13 protein-coding genes are annotated in these 12,883 nt (G+C 68.4%); 12 read left to right on the forward strand and 1 reads right to left on the reverse strand.

The annotated features are described in order from the left end of the window. Positions 1-140: 140 nt before the first annotated feature. Positions 141-1,064 carry a helix-turn-helix domain-containing protein gene (locus GO606_RS06705; RefSeq protein WP_169118378.1) on the reverse strand — a complete coding sequence of 308 codons (924 nt, stop codon included), beginning with the start codon at positions 1,062-1,064 and terminating at the stop codon, positions 141-143. A 151-nt stretch (positions 1,065-1,215) separates the two neighbouring features. On the opposite strand from GO606_RS06705, the gene GO606_RS06710 reads away from it, so the two are divergent. From GO606_RS06710 to GO606_RS06765, 12 genes are read left to right on the forward strand one after another with little or no spacing between them, the layout of a single operon-like run. Then, entirely contained in the window at positions 1,216-1,878 is a 663-nt protein-coding gene (locus tag GO606_RS06710) for a TetR/AcrR family transcriptional regulator (RefSeq protein ID WP_169118377.1), read from the forward strand. Then, positions 1,875-2,726 (forward strand): branched-chain amino acid ABC transporter permease, encoded by an 852-nt coding sequence (locus tag GO606_RS06715; protein ID WP_169118376.1) that lies wholly within the window; start codon positions 1,875-1,877, stop codon positions 2,724-2,726. The genes GO606_RS06710 and GO606_RS06715 overlap by 4 nt, the downstream gene beginning before the upstream one ends. Further along, entirely contained in the window at positions 2,723-3,742 is a 1,020-nt protein-coding gene (locus tag GO606_RS06720) for a branched-chain amino acid ABC transporter permease (protein ID WP_169118375.1), read from the forward strand. Before GO606_RS06715 ends, GO606_RS06720 begins: the two co-directional genes overlap by 4 nt. Continuing rightward, positions 3,739-4,449 carry an ABC transporter ATP-binding protein gene (locus GO606_RS06725; RefSeq protein ID WP_169118374.1) on the forward strand — a complete coding sequence of 237 codons (711 nt, stop codon included), beginning with the start codon at positions 3,739-3,741 and terminating at the stop codon, positions 4,447-4,449. The genes GO606_RS06720 and GO606_RS06725 overlap by 4 nt, the downstream gene beginning before the upstream one ends. Beyond that, a complete protein-coding gene (locus tag GO606_RS06730; protein ID WP_169118373.1) occupies positions 4,446-5,144 on the forward strand; it encodes an ABC transporter ATP-binding protein in 699 nt (232 codons plus the stop codon). Before GO606_RS06725 ends, GO606_RS06730 begins: the two co-directional genes overlap by 4 nt. Before the next feature lie 21 nt (positions 5,145-5,165). After that, positions 5,166-6,353, forward strand: a complete 1,188-nt coding sequence (locus GO606_RS06735; RefSeq protein WP_169118372.1) for an ABC transporter substrate-binding protein — start codon at positions 5,166-5,168, stop codon at positions 6,351-6,353. Between the two features lie 12 nt (positions 6,354-6,365). Next, positions 6,366-7,148 carry an SDR family NAD(P)-dependent oxidoreductase gene (locus GO606_RS06740; RefSeq protein ID WP_169118371.1) on the forward strand — a complete coding sequence of 261 codons (783 nt, stop codon included), beginning with the start codon at positions 6,366-6,368 and terminating at the stop codon, positions 7,146-7,148. Between the two features lie 4 nt (positions 7,149-7,152). Continuing rightward, positions 7,153-8,769, forward strand: a complete 1,617-nt coding sequence (locus GO606_RS06745) for an AMP-binding protein (protein WP_169118370.1) — start codon at positions 7,153-7,155, stop codon at positions 8,767-8,769. A 1-nt stretch (position 8,770) separates the two neighbouring features. Next, the gene (locus tag GO606_RS06750; RefSeq protein WP_169118369.1) at positions 8,771-9,529 is read left to right on the forward strand and encodes an enoyl-CoA hydratase/isomerase family protein; all 759 of its coding nucleotides are present in this window, start codon (positions 8,771-8,773) and stop codon (positions 9,527-9,529) included. A 47-nt stretch (positions 9,530-9,576) separates the two neighbouring features. Further along, on the forward strand, positions 9,577-10,323 hold the full coding sequence (locus tag GO606_RS06755; protein ID WP_169118368.1) for an SDR family NAD(P)-dependent oxidoreductase: 747 nt from the start codon (positions 9,577-9,579) through the stop codon (positions 10,321-10,323). Between the two features lie 22 nt (positions 10,324-10,345). Beyond that, positions 10,346-12,022 carry a CoA-transferase gene (locus tag GO606_RS06760; protein WP_169118367.1) on the forward strand — a complete coding sequence of 559 codons (1,677 nt, stop codon included), beginning with the start codon at positions 10,346-10,348 and terminating at the stop codon, positions 12,020-12,022. A 29-nt stretch (positions 12,023-12,051) separates the two neighbouring features. Further along, positions 12,052-12,837, forward strand: a complete 786-nt coding sequence (locus tag GO606_RS06765) for an enoyl-CoA hydratase-related protein (protein WP_169118366.1) — start codon at positions 12,052-12,054, stop codon at positions 12,835-12,837. Positions 12,838-12,883 lie beyond the last annotated feature (46 nt).

Here is a 12,883-nt window from a genome sequence, read left to right on the forward strand (position 1 = left end):
AATCCCCTGTATTTGGCCGGGCTGCTCATCGAGCAAAATTAACCAGCATGCTCTGTACGCAGCGAAGCCGATGCGCGGTGGAATCGCGTGAACGGCGTTGCCGGCGACAAGGGCGAGGTGCACGGGTGCCGCAGCGGCGATCAGCGATTCGGCACCCCGATCGCCGCGGAGGACTCGGCGAGGCGCGCGCGGGCGTCCTCTCGGAACTGCTTCGGCCCGACCCCAGTGTGCTTGCGGAAAAAGCGCCCGAAATAGGCCTCGTCGGCGAAGCCGAGCGCGGCGGCGATCTGCTTGATGCCCGTGCCGCCATAGACGAGTTCGCGCTGCGCCTCATGCACGATGCGCGCGTTGATGACGTCGAGCGCTGACACGCCGAGCACGTCGCGGCATAGCCGCGACAACTGGCCCGCGGTCACGCCGAGCTCGCCGGCATAGGCGTCAATCGCGAGCCGTTTGCGGAAGTGCTTGTCGACGAGCGCGCGGAACTTCTCGACCTGGCCCGTCTTGCGCGAGTTCACGACTGCGGGTGCAGGCCCTATCGCGTTGCCGATGCGCGCAATCTGCACGAGCACTGCGATCAGCAGCGACATGCCGGCCGCCGCCTGGCCGAGCGCGTGGAGCCGCCATTCGCGCTCTACCTCGCGGAACAGCATCATCAGCGTCGCCGAGTGCGAGTTTTCCTCCGGCATCGCGATGACGGCCGGCGTCCGGATGATCTGCACCAGCTCAGGCATCACGAGGCTTGCCATCGACTCGAGTGGCTTCTGCGCCGCGGTGACCGCTGGGCCGTCGGTGTCGGGGGTGAAGTGGAAGCCGTGCACGGTTTGTGCCGGGATCACGACGAGACAGGGTGAGTGCGCGGTCCATTTCGCGTCGTTCACCAGCGCCTCCACCGCACCACTCTGCAGATACAGGATCTGGATGAACGCGTCGTGGATGTGCGGCCGGATTTTCCAGTTGTAAGGCCGAGATCGCTGCGGAATCCATTCGATATTGAACGAATCGACCCAGCCCGGCTGCGCCTGATCGCCGTACAGCGCGTAGTTCGGAATTGACCGCTTCATTCGTGCGCTCCGCAAAGGATGCACGAATTGTCCTACTTCTCGCTCGATTCCGCACCATTTCGCTGCGCCGCGCCGCGCAGAATCGCCTCCACTGAATGAACGTCCACTTCAGTCAGCGCAGAACAAATCCGGCATGGAGGAGGAGACCGAAATGCAGCCGTGTGTAGTCAGCAACGTTGACGATCCGGCCCTGGTGGAGATGCGGCGTAGCCAGTTCGTGAAAGCGGCGAGCGAGCTGTTCGCTCGCAAGGGTTACCACCGGACCACCATCAGGGACATCACCCAGAGTGCGGGCCTGAGCACCGGCCTGATCTATTCGTACGTGCGGGCCAAGGAGGACGTGCTGTTCCTCGTGCTCGAGAACGTCCTGAAGTCCTACCTCGCCGAGATCCCGCGGGCGCTCGAAGCCGGCGGCGGGCCGGTCGAGCGGTTCTGCGCGACGGTGCGCGCCTATTGCGAAGTGATCGGCGACAAGCCCGACGCGACGCAGCTCGCCTATCGCGAGACCAAGTCGCTCGGCGCCGATTACCAGACGGTGATCAAGAACATGGAGCTGGAGACGAACCAACTGATCATCGATCGGATCGAGGAGTGCATCGACGCCGGCTATTTCCGCCCGGTCAACGTCGAACTCTTGACCTACCGCATCGTGCTGCTCGCGCACGGCTGGGCGCTGAAGGCGTGGCGGCTGCAGCAATTCACGACGCTCGACGAGTACATCGACGAGGGGCTGGACCTTTTTCTCAACGCGCTGCTGACGCCCGAAGGCTGGGCGCACTACCGCGAAGTTCGCGAGGGGAGGGGGGTCCAATGATCGGCCTGCAGATACTCAACGGCCTCGTCTACGGCTCGCTGCTGATGATCGTCGCGTCGGGCCTCGTGCTGATCTACGGCCTGCGCCGCGTCGTGAATTTCGCGCACGGGTCGCTGTTCATGCTCGGCGCGTACATCGCGTACGCCGCGGCGCAGCAGTTCGGTTTCTGGGTCGGGCTCGTCGCCGCGGTCTCGGTGCTCGCCGCGGTGGGGTTCTGCCTCGACCGTTTCGGCTTCCGCCTGCTGCAGGACCGCGATCCGCTGACGGTGATGCTCGTGACCTTCGGGCTGCTGCTGGTGTTCGAGGACGTCGTGCAGTCGGTGTGGGGCAAGCAGAGCTATTCGCTCGCCGCGCCCGAGTCGCTCGCGGGCACCGTGGAGCTCTTCGGCTCGCCGTTCCCGGTCTATCGACTCGTCATCGTCGCGGCGGGTCTCGCGGTGGCCGCCGCGCTCGTCGGCTGGCTGCGCCACAGCCGTGTTGGCCTCTTCATCCGCGGCGCGAGCACCGATCCGGTGACGACCGCGATGCAGGGCGTCAATACCGACCGGCTCTCCGGCGGCGTCGTCGCGGTCGGCGCGGCGCTCGCAGGCCTCGCCGGCGTGGTCTCGGGCCCGTTCCTGTCGCTTTCGCCGACGATGGGCAGCGACATCCTGATCGATTCCTTCGTCGTCGTCGTCATCGGCGGGCTCGGGAGCTTCGCCGGCGCGTTCGTCGCCGCGATGATCCTCGGTCAGGTCCAGGCGCTCGGCGCCGTCTATCTCCCCGACCTCGCGGCGCTGCTGCCGTTCGCGCTGATGACCGCCGTGCTGGTCTGGCGTCCGTCGGGCCTTTCCGGGAGCCGCACATGAGCGCCACCCTCACTGCCCCTGCGCTGGACGGTGCGCAGGTCAAGCGCGCGTCGCGTCTGCCGCGCCTCTTGAGCCTGACCTCGGTCGCGGTCGCCGTCGGGCTCGCGGTCAGCATGCTCGTCGAATCGAACACGGTGATGTCGCTGTTGACGCAGGCCGTCATCTACGCGGTGTTCGCGCTCGGCCTCGGCTTCCTGCTGAAGCAGAACGGCATGGTCAGCTTCGGCCACGCGCTGTTCTTCGGCCTGTCCGGCTACCTCGTCGGCGTCGGGGCGAGCCTCACCGGGTCGGTCGGCACGGTCGTCGTGCTGACGATCGCGGGAATCGGGTTCTTCGCGTTCGCCCTGGCGCTCGTCATCGTGCGGGTGCCGGGCATCGCGTTCGGCATGCTGACGCTGGCGATCGGGCAGAGCTTCTACGTGCTCGTATCGAAGTCGCGCGGCGTCACCGGCGGCGCCGACGGCATGAGCATCGAGTTTCCGCCGCGCGTGTTCGGACTCGAGATCGGCGCGTTCCAGGACCCGGCCAGCATGTTCCTGATCTCATGGCTCGCGTTGGTCGCGCTGGTGCTCGCGCTGAGTCTGCTGCTGGGCACGCGCTTCGGCCCGCTGACCGAGGCGATCCGCGAGAACGAGGAGCGCGTGCGCTTCATCGGCTTCCGCACGCTGCTGCCGCGCGCGGTGGTGTTCGCGATCTCGGCGATGGTTACCGCGGTCGGCGGCGCGCTGTCGGCGCTCTACACCGGCTTCGTGTCGCCCGAGTCGCTGCACTGGTCGGTGTCCGGCACCGTGCTGATCATGGTCGTGCTCGGCGGCAGCCGCACGCTGTGGGGCCCGGCGGTCGGGGCGGTCGTCTATTACCTCTTCCGCGACTACGTCGGCGAGCACACGACGCACTGGATGGGAATTTTCGGCGTGAGTCTGATCGCGGTCATCGTGTTGTGGCCGGCCGGCATCGCCGGCGGCGTGATGCACGCCGTCGAACGGATCAAGCGCGGTTCGGGGAGGCACGCATGACCATGACCTACGCACTCGAAGCGAAGGGGCTGTCCGTGCGCTACGGCGGCGTGACCGCGAACGACGGCGTGTCGATGCGCATCGCGCCGGGCGAGATCCGCGGCCTGATCGGCCCGAACGGCGCCGGCAAGTCGACGTTCATCGACGCGCTGTCGGGCCGGCGCGCGACCGCGGCAGGCAGCGTGCATCTGGCGGGCCGCGACATCACCGCGCTCGGCGTCGTCGAGCGACGCTTGCTGGGCCTGTCGCGCTCTTTCCAGCGCACGAGCATCTTCCCCGGCATGCGCATCGGCGCGCAGATGGAACTCGCCGCATCGAAGATCCCGGACGCCGATGCCGACGAGGTGATGCGCGAACTCGGCCTCGACCGCTTCGCCGATCGCCACGCGAACGAGATCGGCTACGGCGACCAGCGCCGGCTCGACATCGCGCTCGCGCTCGTCGGCCGTCCGAGCGTGCTGCTGCTCGACGAGCCGATGGCGGGACTGTCGATCGAGGAGTCGATGAAGCTCGCCCGGCACCTGCGCGAGCTCGCGCGCCACTGGGGCGTGTCGGTGCTGCTCGTCGAGCACGACATGGAAGTCGTCTTCGGCATCTCGGACAGCATCACCGTGCTCGAGACCGGCAAATTGCTCGCGGAAGGCGCGCCGGCGGAGATCCGCGCGCATCCGAAGGTCCGCGAGGCTTACCTGGGGAGCGCAGCATGATCCCGCTGCTGAATCTCGATGCGGTGAACGCCTACTACGGCGCCGCGCACGTGCTGCACGACGTGACGCTGTCGGTCTGCCCGGGCGAGCGCGTCGCGCTCGTCGGGCGCAACGGCGTCGGCAAGACGACCGTCGTCAATTCGATCCTGAACCTCGCGTCGCTGCGCGGCGGCACGCTGAAGTTCAACGGCGTCGTGCAACACGGCCTGCGCACCTACGGCGCGGCGCGCGCGGGGATCTCGGTCGTGCCGCAGGGCCGGCGGATCATCCCGAACCTGACGATCGAGGAGAACCTGCTGCTCGGCGGCGCGGTGAAGCGGCCCGGTCCGTGGAATCTCGCGAGCATCTACGAGCTGTTCCCGATCCTGCAGGAGCGACGCAATACGCCGGGCACGGCGCTGTCGGGCGGCCAGCAGCAGATGCTCGCGATCGGCCGCGCGCTGATGGCCAACCCACAGCTCCTAGTGCTCGACGAGCCGAGCGAGGGCCTCGCGCCGGTCATCGTCGACCAGCTCGCCGACATCTTCAACCGGCTCGCCAACGCCGGCACGGCGCTGCTGCTGATCGAGCAGAACCTGAGCCTCATTACGCGCGTCGCCAGGCGGTTCTACGTCATGGCGAAGGGCTCGATCATCGAAGAAGGCGCACTCGAAGGCCTCGACATCGCGCAGTTGCACAAACACATCGTCGTTTGAAGAGCGTTCAAAGGAGACATCATGAAAACACGCAGAATCACGAACCTCCTCGCCGCCGCGGTGCTCGCGGTCGCATCCGGCGCGAGCCTCGCCCAGGCGAAGGAGCCGATCCGCATCGGCATGGTCACCTCGCAGTCGGGCGGCTTCACCGCGCAGGGCGAGGATTCGCTGCGCGGCATGCAGTTCGCGGTCGACGAGGCGAACGCCTCGGGGGGCGTCGCCGGCCGTCGTATCGAAGTGCAGATCGGCGACGACGAGAGCACGCCGGAAGGGGGGCGCCGCGTCGCCGAGAAGTTCGCCCGCAGCGGCTACAACCTGCTTGTCGGCCCGATCGCGTCGTCGATCAGCCTCGCGCTCGGGCAGAACCTGCAACGCTGGGACGCGCTGTACGTGAGCACCTTGAGCAAGTCAGACCGCATCACCGGGGATTCCTGCAACATGCGTATGTTCCAGGCGAACCATTCAGATGCGATGGATCTCGCGATCGTGCAGCCGTGGTTGAAGGACAACGCGAAGGAAAAGCGCTTCGCGATCCTCGCCAACGACTACATCTGGGGCCGCGACTCGGCCGAATCCTTCACGAAGGCCGCGCAGAAGCTCGGCAAAGAGGTCGAGCTGTCGGTGTTCGCGCCGATTGGCACGAAGGACTTCGCGCCCTACATCGCGCAGCTGAAGAATTCCGGCGCCGAGGCCGTGTGGGTCGCGCTCGTCGGTCGCGATCTCATCGCGTTCGCGAAGCAGGCTGCGGAGTTCGGGCTGACGACGTCGAAACGCATCATCGGCCATGCCTACATCATGAGCTTCGTCGTCAAGGCGACCGACTCGGCCACCGACGGCGTCTGGGGTGTCCTGAACTACGCGCCGGAGATCGACACGCCGCGCAACAAGGCGCTCGTTGCTGCGTGGCGCAAGAAGTTCGGTCGCGATCCGAGCGAGAACGAGGTCGCCGGCTACAGCGGCATCCAGGTGATCGTGCAGGGCGTCGAGAAGGCAGACAGCGTCAAGCCGACTGCGGTGGCCTCCGCGCTCAGCGGCGCGACGCTCGATACCGTCTGGGGCCCGGCCGTGATGCGCGCCGAAGACCACCAGCTCGTGAAGCCGAACTACGTCGGCCGCGTCAAACGCGTCGGCGGTGAGCTGCGACCGGTTATCGAGACGGCGTTCGAAGCATCGATCGCGACGCCCGCACCGACGACCTGCAAACTCTGAGCGGAGACCGTCATGTCGAAGCGTGTGTTGCTCACCGGCGCGAGCCGGGGAATCGGCCGGGCGACCTGCCTGCGCCTCGCCCGTGAGGGCGCCGTGATCGCCGCGTGCGCCTCGGCGCACGGCGACGAGCTCGCGGCAGTCGTCGAAGAGGCCGCGCGGGCGGGCGGGCGCGTCGTGCCGCTGCTCGGCGACCTCGCCGATCCGGCGATGCCGGCGCGGCTCGTCGGAGAGGCGGTCGCCGCGCTCGGCGGGCTCGATGCCGTCGTCAGCAACGCCGGCGTGTCGCGCCCGTCGGCGCTGGCCGCGACGGCGCTCGAGGACTGGGAATTCCTGTTCGGCGTCAATGCGCGCGCGCCGTGGCTGCTCGCGAAGGCGGCCCATCCGGCGCTGCGCGCGAGCCGCGGCGCGTTCGTCGCCGTCGCGTCGATGTCCGGCGTGCAGCCTTACCCGGGCATGGGCGCGTACAGCCCGAGCAAGGCGGCGCTGCTGATGACGATGCGCGTGCTCGCTCAGGAATGGGCCGCCGACGGCATCCGGGTGAATGCCGTGTCGCCCGGCCTGATCCACACGCCACTGACCGCGCGCGTCTATGCCGACGCCGAGGTCCGCACGGGGCGCGAAGAGTTGATCCCGCTGCACCGCATCGGTGACCCGGCCGAGCACATCGCCGGCATCGTCGCCTTCCTGCTCGGACCCGATGCCGCCTACATGACCGGCCAGAACCTGCTGGCCGACGGCGGTCTGCTCGACACCGTCCAGGGCCTGATCCCAGGCCGTCCCGCTACGGAGCGCTAAACCCATGACGATCCGCATGAATCCCTCGCGGGAGGCCGTTGCACGCCACTATGAGACCGGCCACTGGCAGTCGCGCTCGCTCGGCATGCTGATCGCCGCGAGCTGCGAACGCCACGCTGACAAGACCGTCGTCGCGGACGCGGCTGGCCGTTCGATCACGTACCGCGAGCTCGAGGACCTCGCCTCGCGCCTTGCGGCGCACCTCGCGGCGAGCGGCGTCGGCGCGGGCGACGTCGTGACGATGCACCTTCCGAACTGGTGGCAGACGGTGGTCGTGACCTATACGACCTTCAAGCTCGGCGCGGTCGTCAATCCGCTGCCGCCGACCTACGGCTGGAAGGACCTCGCGTTCGTCATGAACAAGTGCGGTGCGAAGGCGATCGTCGTGCCGGGGCGCTTCCGCAGCACGGACTACACCGAGCACCTCGATCGCATCCGCGACGCGCTCGCGGTGAGGCCGGCGATCGTCGTCATCGGCGAGGGCAACGTCGCGCTGGGCACATCGTTCGACGACGCGGTGGCCGGGCCGCCGCTCGCCGAGGCCCGCTACGCCGCCGCCGACGAGCCGTCGCTCGTGCTCTTTACGTCGGGCTCGGAATCGAAGCCGAAGGGCGTCGTGCATACGCACAACACCGCGATCTATGGCGAGCGGGCGCTGGCCGAGACGCTGCGGCTCACCGACCGCGACCTCTGCTTCATGGCCTCGCCCGTGTCGCATACCAGCGGCTTCATGCACGGCATCCTGATGACGCTGATGCTCGGCTCGTCGGTGTCGCTGCTCGACGTGTTCCACGGCGACGTCGCCGCGGCGCAGATGGCCGCGAGCCGCGCGACCTGGACGATGGGCGCGACGCCGTTCCTCGGCGACGTCGTCGAGGCGATGGAGAAGAGCGGCCGGCGTCTGCCGGATCTGCGCTACTTCCTGTGCGGCGGCGCGCCGATCCCGGAAGTCGTCGTGCGCCGCGCGCTCGACGCCGGCGTGCGCGTGCTCAGCATCTACGGCTCGACCGAGAGCCCGCCGCATACCGTGACGTGGCCCGACGACCCGGTCGAGGCCGCGTGGCAGGCCGACGGCCGCGCGCTGCCGGGCATCGAGGTGCGCGCGGTCGACGAGGCCGGCAACGCCGTCGCGCCGGGCGAGGAGGGCGAGCAGTGCTCCCGCGGGCCGAACACCTTCATCGGCTATCTCGGCGAGCCCGAGCTCACCGCGGCCGCGCTCGACATGGAGGGCTGGTACCGCTCGGGCGACCTCGCGCGCGTCGGCCCCGACGGCTCGGTGCGGATCGTCGGCCGCATCAAGGACATGATCATCCGCGGTGGCCAGAACATCTCGGCCCGCGAGGTCGAGGACATCCTGCTCGAGCACCCGGCCTGCCAGTCGGTGTCGGTCGTCGGCATCCCCCACCCGCGCCTCGGCGAGACCTGCGCTGCGGTCGTCGTCTGCCACCCCGGCCAGCGGCTCGGGTTCGACGAGATGAAGGCCTTCCTCATCGAACGCGGCGTCGCCCGTTTCAAGCTCCCCGAGAAGCTCGTGCTGCGCGACGCGGTGCCGGTGACGCCGAGCGGGAAGATCCAGAAATTCAAGCTGCGTCAGGAACTTAAAGACCTCATGGAGTCGTGACATGTTCAAAGTCGAAACCTTCGGCCGCGTCGTGCGCATCACGATGCAACGCGCGCCGGTCAATGCCCTCAACAACGAATTCATCGCCGGCCTCGACCGTGTGCTCGACGATGTCGAAGGCCGCAAGGACGTCACGGTCGTGCATCTTCGCAGCTCTCAGCGCGTGTTCTGCGCCGGCGCCGACCTCGCGCAGGTCGAAACCCGCTTCGCGCTGGACGACGGCGCGAACATCATGGTGCGCGACATCCGCGAGTTCCACCGGCTGTTCGACCGCATCGAGCACTTGCCCTGCGTGACGCTAGCCGAGATCGGTGGCACCGCGTTCGGCGGCGGCTTCGAGCTGGCGCTCGCGTGCGACCTGCGGGTCGCCGCCGACGAGGCGAAGCTCGGCCTGCCGGAAGCGCGCCTCGGGCTGATCCCCGGCGCTGGCGGCACGCAGCGATTGACGCGCTTGTGCGGCCCCGGTACCGCCGGGCGAATCATCCTCGCGTGCGACATCGTCGATGGCGCGGAAGCCTGCCGGCTCGGCATGGTGCAGTGGTCCGTGCCCGCGGCACGTCTTGTCGCCGAGGCCGAAGCGCTTGCCGAGCGCATCGGCAGCCTGTCGGCGGCCTCCCTTCTCGTCTCGAAGCGCTGCATCGCGCGCGTCGCCCCGCTTTCGCGCACCGGCTACGAAGGCGAGCTCCAGGGCACGCACGGCCTGATGGCCCTCGAAGACACCCGTTCGCGCGTAAAGGCCTTTTTCGCTCAGCGGCGCTGACGCGACCGCTTTTCCCTTGCAGCAACCTCAACCACGGAGATCGAATCATGAAGCTCACCAATAAGGTCGCAGTCGTCACCGGCGGCGGTTCGGGCATCGGCCGCGCTACCTGCATCGAGCTCGCGAAGGCGGGCGCCCGCGTGTTCATCGGCGACATCGACACGGCCAAGGGCGAGGCCGTCGCCGCCGAGATCCGCGCCGTCGGCGGCGCGGCCGAATACGTGTTCCTCGACATCACGAAGGACGGCGCGATCAAGGAATACGCCGACGTCGTGCATCAGCGCGCGGGCAAAGCGGACATCGTCGTCAACGGCGCCGGCTGGGACATCATCGAGCCGTTCGTGAAGAACACGCCCGAGTACTGGGACCGGATCATGGCGATCAACTTCATGGGCCCGGTGAAGTTTACGCGCGCGTTCCTCGACAAGATGATCGAGGCGGGTGGCGGCAAGATCGTCAATATCGCGAGCGACGCCGGTCGCGTCGGCAGCGGCGGCGAGACGGTGTATGCGGGCGCCAAGGGTGGCGTCATCGCCTTCACGAAGTCGCTGGCGCGCGAGATGGCGCGCTACGCGATCAACGTGAACTGCGTCTGCCCGGGGCCCACCGACACGCCGCTCTTCCGCACGCACACGGAGAAGGCGCAGCAGGCGCTGATCAACGCGATCCCGTTCCGCCGGCTCGCGAAACCCGAGGAAGTCGCCGATTCCGTCGTGTTCTTCTCGAGCGACCGCTGCAGCTACGTCACCGGCCAGGTCGTCAGCATCAGCGGCGGCCTGACGATGGCCGGCTGATCGAGCGTCGGAGACCGCGGCCATGACCATGCACGGCAAACAGCGCAGCCTCGCGGACGCCATCCGCGAGCACGTGCGCGCAGGCGACACGATCCACTTCGTGTTCTCGCACAACCGCTCGCACGCGGCGGTGTGGGAGGTCGCGCGGCAGTTCCGCGACCAGGGCAATCTACGCCTCGTCGCGACCGGGCTGCTCGAATACGCGTCGGTGCTCGTCGCGGCCGGCGTGGTCTCATCGCTCGAGAGCGCCTTCGCCGGCAACACCTATCCGTCGCCAGCGCCGTCGAGAGTGCTCGTCCGTCATTTCGAGGCGCAGCCCGACTGCGACCCGAACTGGACGAACCTGACGATGACGCTGCGCCTGATGGCGGGCGCGCTCGGCTGGCCGTTCGTGCCGACCGCGAGCCTCGCCGGCAGCGACCTCGAACGCGGCCCTGGGCGCGCGTGGGTGAATAACCCGTTCGGCGACGGTACGGCGATGCTGCTCGCGCCGCTGAACCCGGACGTCGCATTCGTGCACGCGGCGATCGCCGACACCGACGGCAACGCGGTGATCTACGGGCCCGACGCCGAGGAGCTGTGGGGCGCGTATGCGGCCCGCCGCGTCGTCGTGACTGCCGAGCGTGTCGTCACGCCCGAGGCGTTCCGCGCGCTCGGGCCGCGGCCCGGGCTCCCCGGGCACTGCGTCGCGGCCGTCGTCGAGGCGCCGTACGGCGCGCATCCACAGGCGCAGTTCGTCTGGAACGACGCCGACGGCATCCGCCCGTACGCCGAGGATTATTCGTTCCGGCAGCGGCTGCGCACCGTGTCGCGCGACGCCGTTGCGATGCGCGAGTGGCTCGACGAGTGGGTGTTCGGGCTCGACCACGCGGGCTACCTCGAGCGCATCGGCCGCGAGCGGCTCGCCGAATTGCACGACATGACGCCGCCAGCCGCGTCGCAAGCCGCGTACGACGACGTGACTGTCGAGGAGCGCGCCGCGGTCGTCGCGATGCGCGAGGCGGTCGTCGCCGCGAAGTCGGGCTCGTACGACGCATTCTTCGCCGGCATCGGGCTGTCTCATCTCGCTGCGTGGGCCGCCGAGTCCGGCTGCCGCGACGCGGGGGTGCGAGTCGAGCTCGTCGCCGAGATCGGCATGTACGGGTTCCGTCCGTTCCAGGGCGATCCGTACCTCTTCAACTATCCGAACGCGCGCTCGAGCCTGATGCATTCGAGCTTCATCCGGATGCTCGGCGCGCTCGCGGGGCCGCATGCCGAGCGCGTGCTGGTGTTTCTCGCGGCGGCGCAGCTCGACCGGCGCGGCAGCATCAATTCGTCGCGCGCGGCGAACGGCCAGCTGATCGTTGGCTCCGGCGGCGCGAACGACCTCGTCAACGGCGCGGGCGATCTCGTCGTCGTGATGCCGCTGCGCGCGGGGCGCCTCGTCGACCGCCTGCCGTTCGTGACGAGTCCGGCCCGGCGGCTGCGCGGCGTCGCGACCGACCGTGGCTGGTTCGCGCCGGGCGGGCCCGGTGGCGATTTGCAGATCGCGGCAGTGATGGCCGAGCCCGGTGGCGAGGCGCAGGCCGTACGCGAGATCCGCGAGCTGTGCGACTGGCCCATCGAAGCTGCGGCCGACCTGTGCCGCATCGACTCGCCGTCCGGGGCCGAGCTTGCCGCGGTGCGCGCGTTCGATCCGGGCCGAATCCTTCTTTCCTGAAGTACCACACCTTTTTCAAGGAGACTTGCATGCAATACGAAGACGTCCTTTTCGAGATCAGCGATGCCGCAGCGATCATCACGATCAACCGCCCCGACCGCCTCAATTCCTTCCGCGCCCGCACGATCGAGGAGCTGATCCACGCGTTCAAGCGCGCTTGGGCGTCGCGCGACGTCGCCGCGGTGATCCTGACCGCTGCCGGAAACCGCGCCTTCTGCGTCGGTGGCGACCAGAAGATCTTCAACGAAACTGGCAGCTATGGCACCAGCGAGAACGGTCTGTGGGAGATCGACGAGCTGCACACGGTGATCCGCAACATCCCGAAGCCGGTCATCGCCGCGATCAACGGCCACGCGATCGGCGGCGGCCACGTGATCCACGTGCTGTGCGACGTCACGATCGCGGCCGAACACGCGAAGTTCGGCCAAGCGGGGCCCCGCGTTGCGTCGTTCGATGCCGGCTGGGGCGCCGCCTACCTAGCGCGCACGATCGGCGAGAAGCGTGCGCGCGAAATCTGGTTCTTCTGCCGCCAATACACCGCGCAGCAGGCGCTCGACTGGGGCCTCGTCAATAAGGTCGTGCCGGGCGAGCAGCTCCTCATTGAAGCGAAGGCGTGGGCGAAGGATGCGGCGGCGATGAGCCCGACCGCGCTGAAGGCGCTGAAGTACGGCTTCAACGCCGACAGCGCGCAGATCTTCGGCGGCGTGAAGATGGCCGCCGTGTCGCTGGAGCTCTTGGGCGGCACCGAGGAGAGCGCCGAAGGCAAGCAGGCTTTCGTCGACAAGCGTCCGCCGAACTTCGCGCAGTTCCGCTGACGGGACGCACGCCGCCGGCTCTCCGCCGGCGGCGAGGGGTGACGGA

Source organism: Aromatoleum anaerobium, assembly GCF_012910705.2.
Lineage (GTDB): Bacteria > Pseudomonadota > Gammaproteobacteria > Burkholderiales > Rhodocyclaceae > Aromatoleum > Aromatoleum anaerobium.

Bases quoted from the DNA above. Each gene is read 5' to 3' on its own strand.
- GO606_RS06715 (WP_169118376.1), top strand. From the start codon at position 1,875: ATGATCGGCCTGCAGATACTCAACGGCCTCGTCTACGGCTCGCTGCTG.
- GO606_RS06705 (WP_169118378.1), bottom strand. From the start codon at position 1,064: ATGAAGCGGTCAATTCCGAACTACGCGCTGTACGGCGATCAGGCGCAG.
- GO606_RS06710 (WP_169118377.1), top strand. From the start codon at position 1,216: ATGCAGCCGTGTGTAGTCAGCAACGTTGACGATCCGGCCCTGGTGGAG.
- GO606_RS06735 (WP_169118372.1), top strand. From the start codon at position 5,166: ATGAAAACACGCAGAATCACGAACCTCCTCGCCGCCGCGGTGCTCGCG.
- GO606_RS06745 (WP_169118370.1), top strand. From the start codon at position 7,153: ATGACGATCCGCATGAATCCCTCGCGGGAGGCCGTTGCACGCCACTAT.
- GO606_RS06740 (WP_169118371.1), top strand. From the start codon at position 6,366: ATGTCGAAGCGTGTGTTGCTCACCGGCGCGAGCCGGGGAATCGGCCGG.
- GO606_RS06725 (WP_169118374.1), top strand. From the start codon at position 3,739: ATGACCATGACCTACGCACTCGAAGCGAAGGGGCTGTCCGTGCGCTAC.
- GO606_RS06720 (WP_169118375.1), top strand. From the start codon at position 2,723: ATGAGCGCCACCCTCACTGCCCCTGCGCTGGACGGTGCGCAGGTCAAG.
- GO606_RS06750 (WP_169118369.1), top strand. From the start codon at position 8,771: ATGTTCAAAGTCGAAACCTTCGGCCGCGTCGTGCGCATCACGATGCAA.
- GO606_RS06765 (WP_169118366.1), top strand. From the start codon at position 12,052: ATGCAATACGAAGACGTCCTTTTCGAGATCAGCGATGCCGCAGCGATC.
- GO606_RS06730 (WP_169118373.1), top strand. From the start codon at position 4,446: ATGATCCCGCTGCTGAATCTCGATGCGGTGAACGCCTACTACGGCGCC.
- GO606_RS06755 (WP_169118368.1), top strand. From the start codon at position 9,577: ATGAAGCTCACCAATAAGGTCGCAGTCGTCACCGGCGGCGGTTCGGGC.
- GO606_RS06760 (WP_169118367.1), top strand. From the start codon at position 10,346: ATGACCATGCACGGCAAACAGCGCAGCCTCGCGGACGCCATCCGCGAG.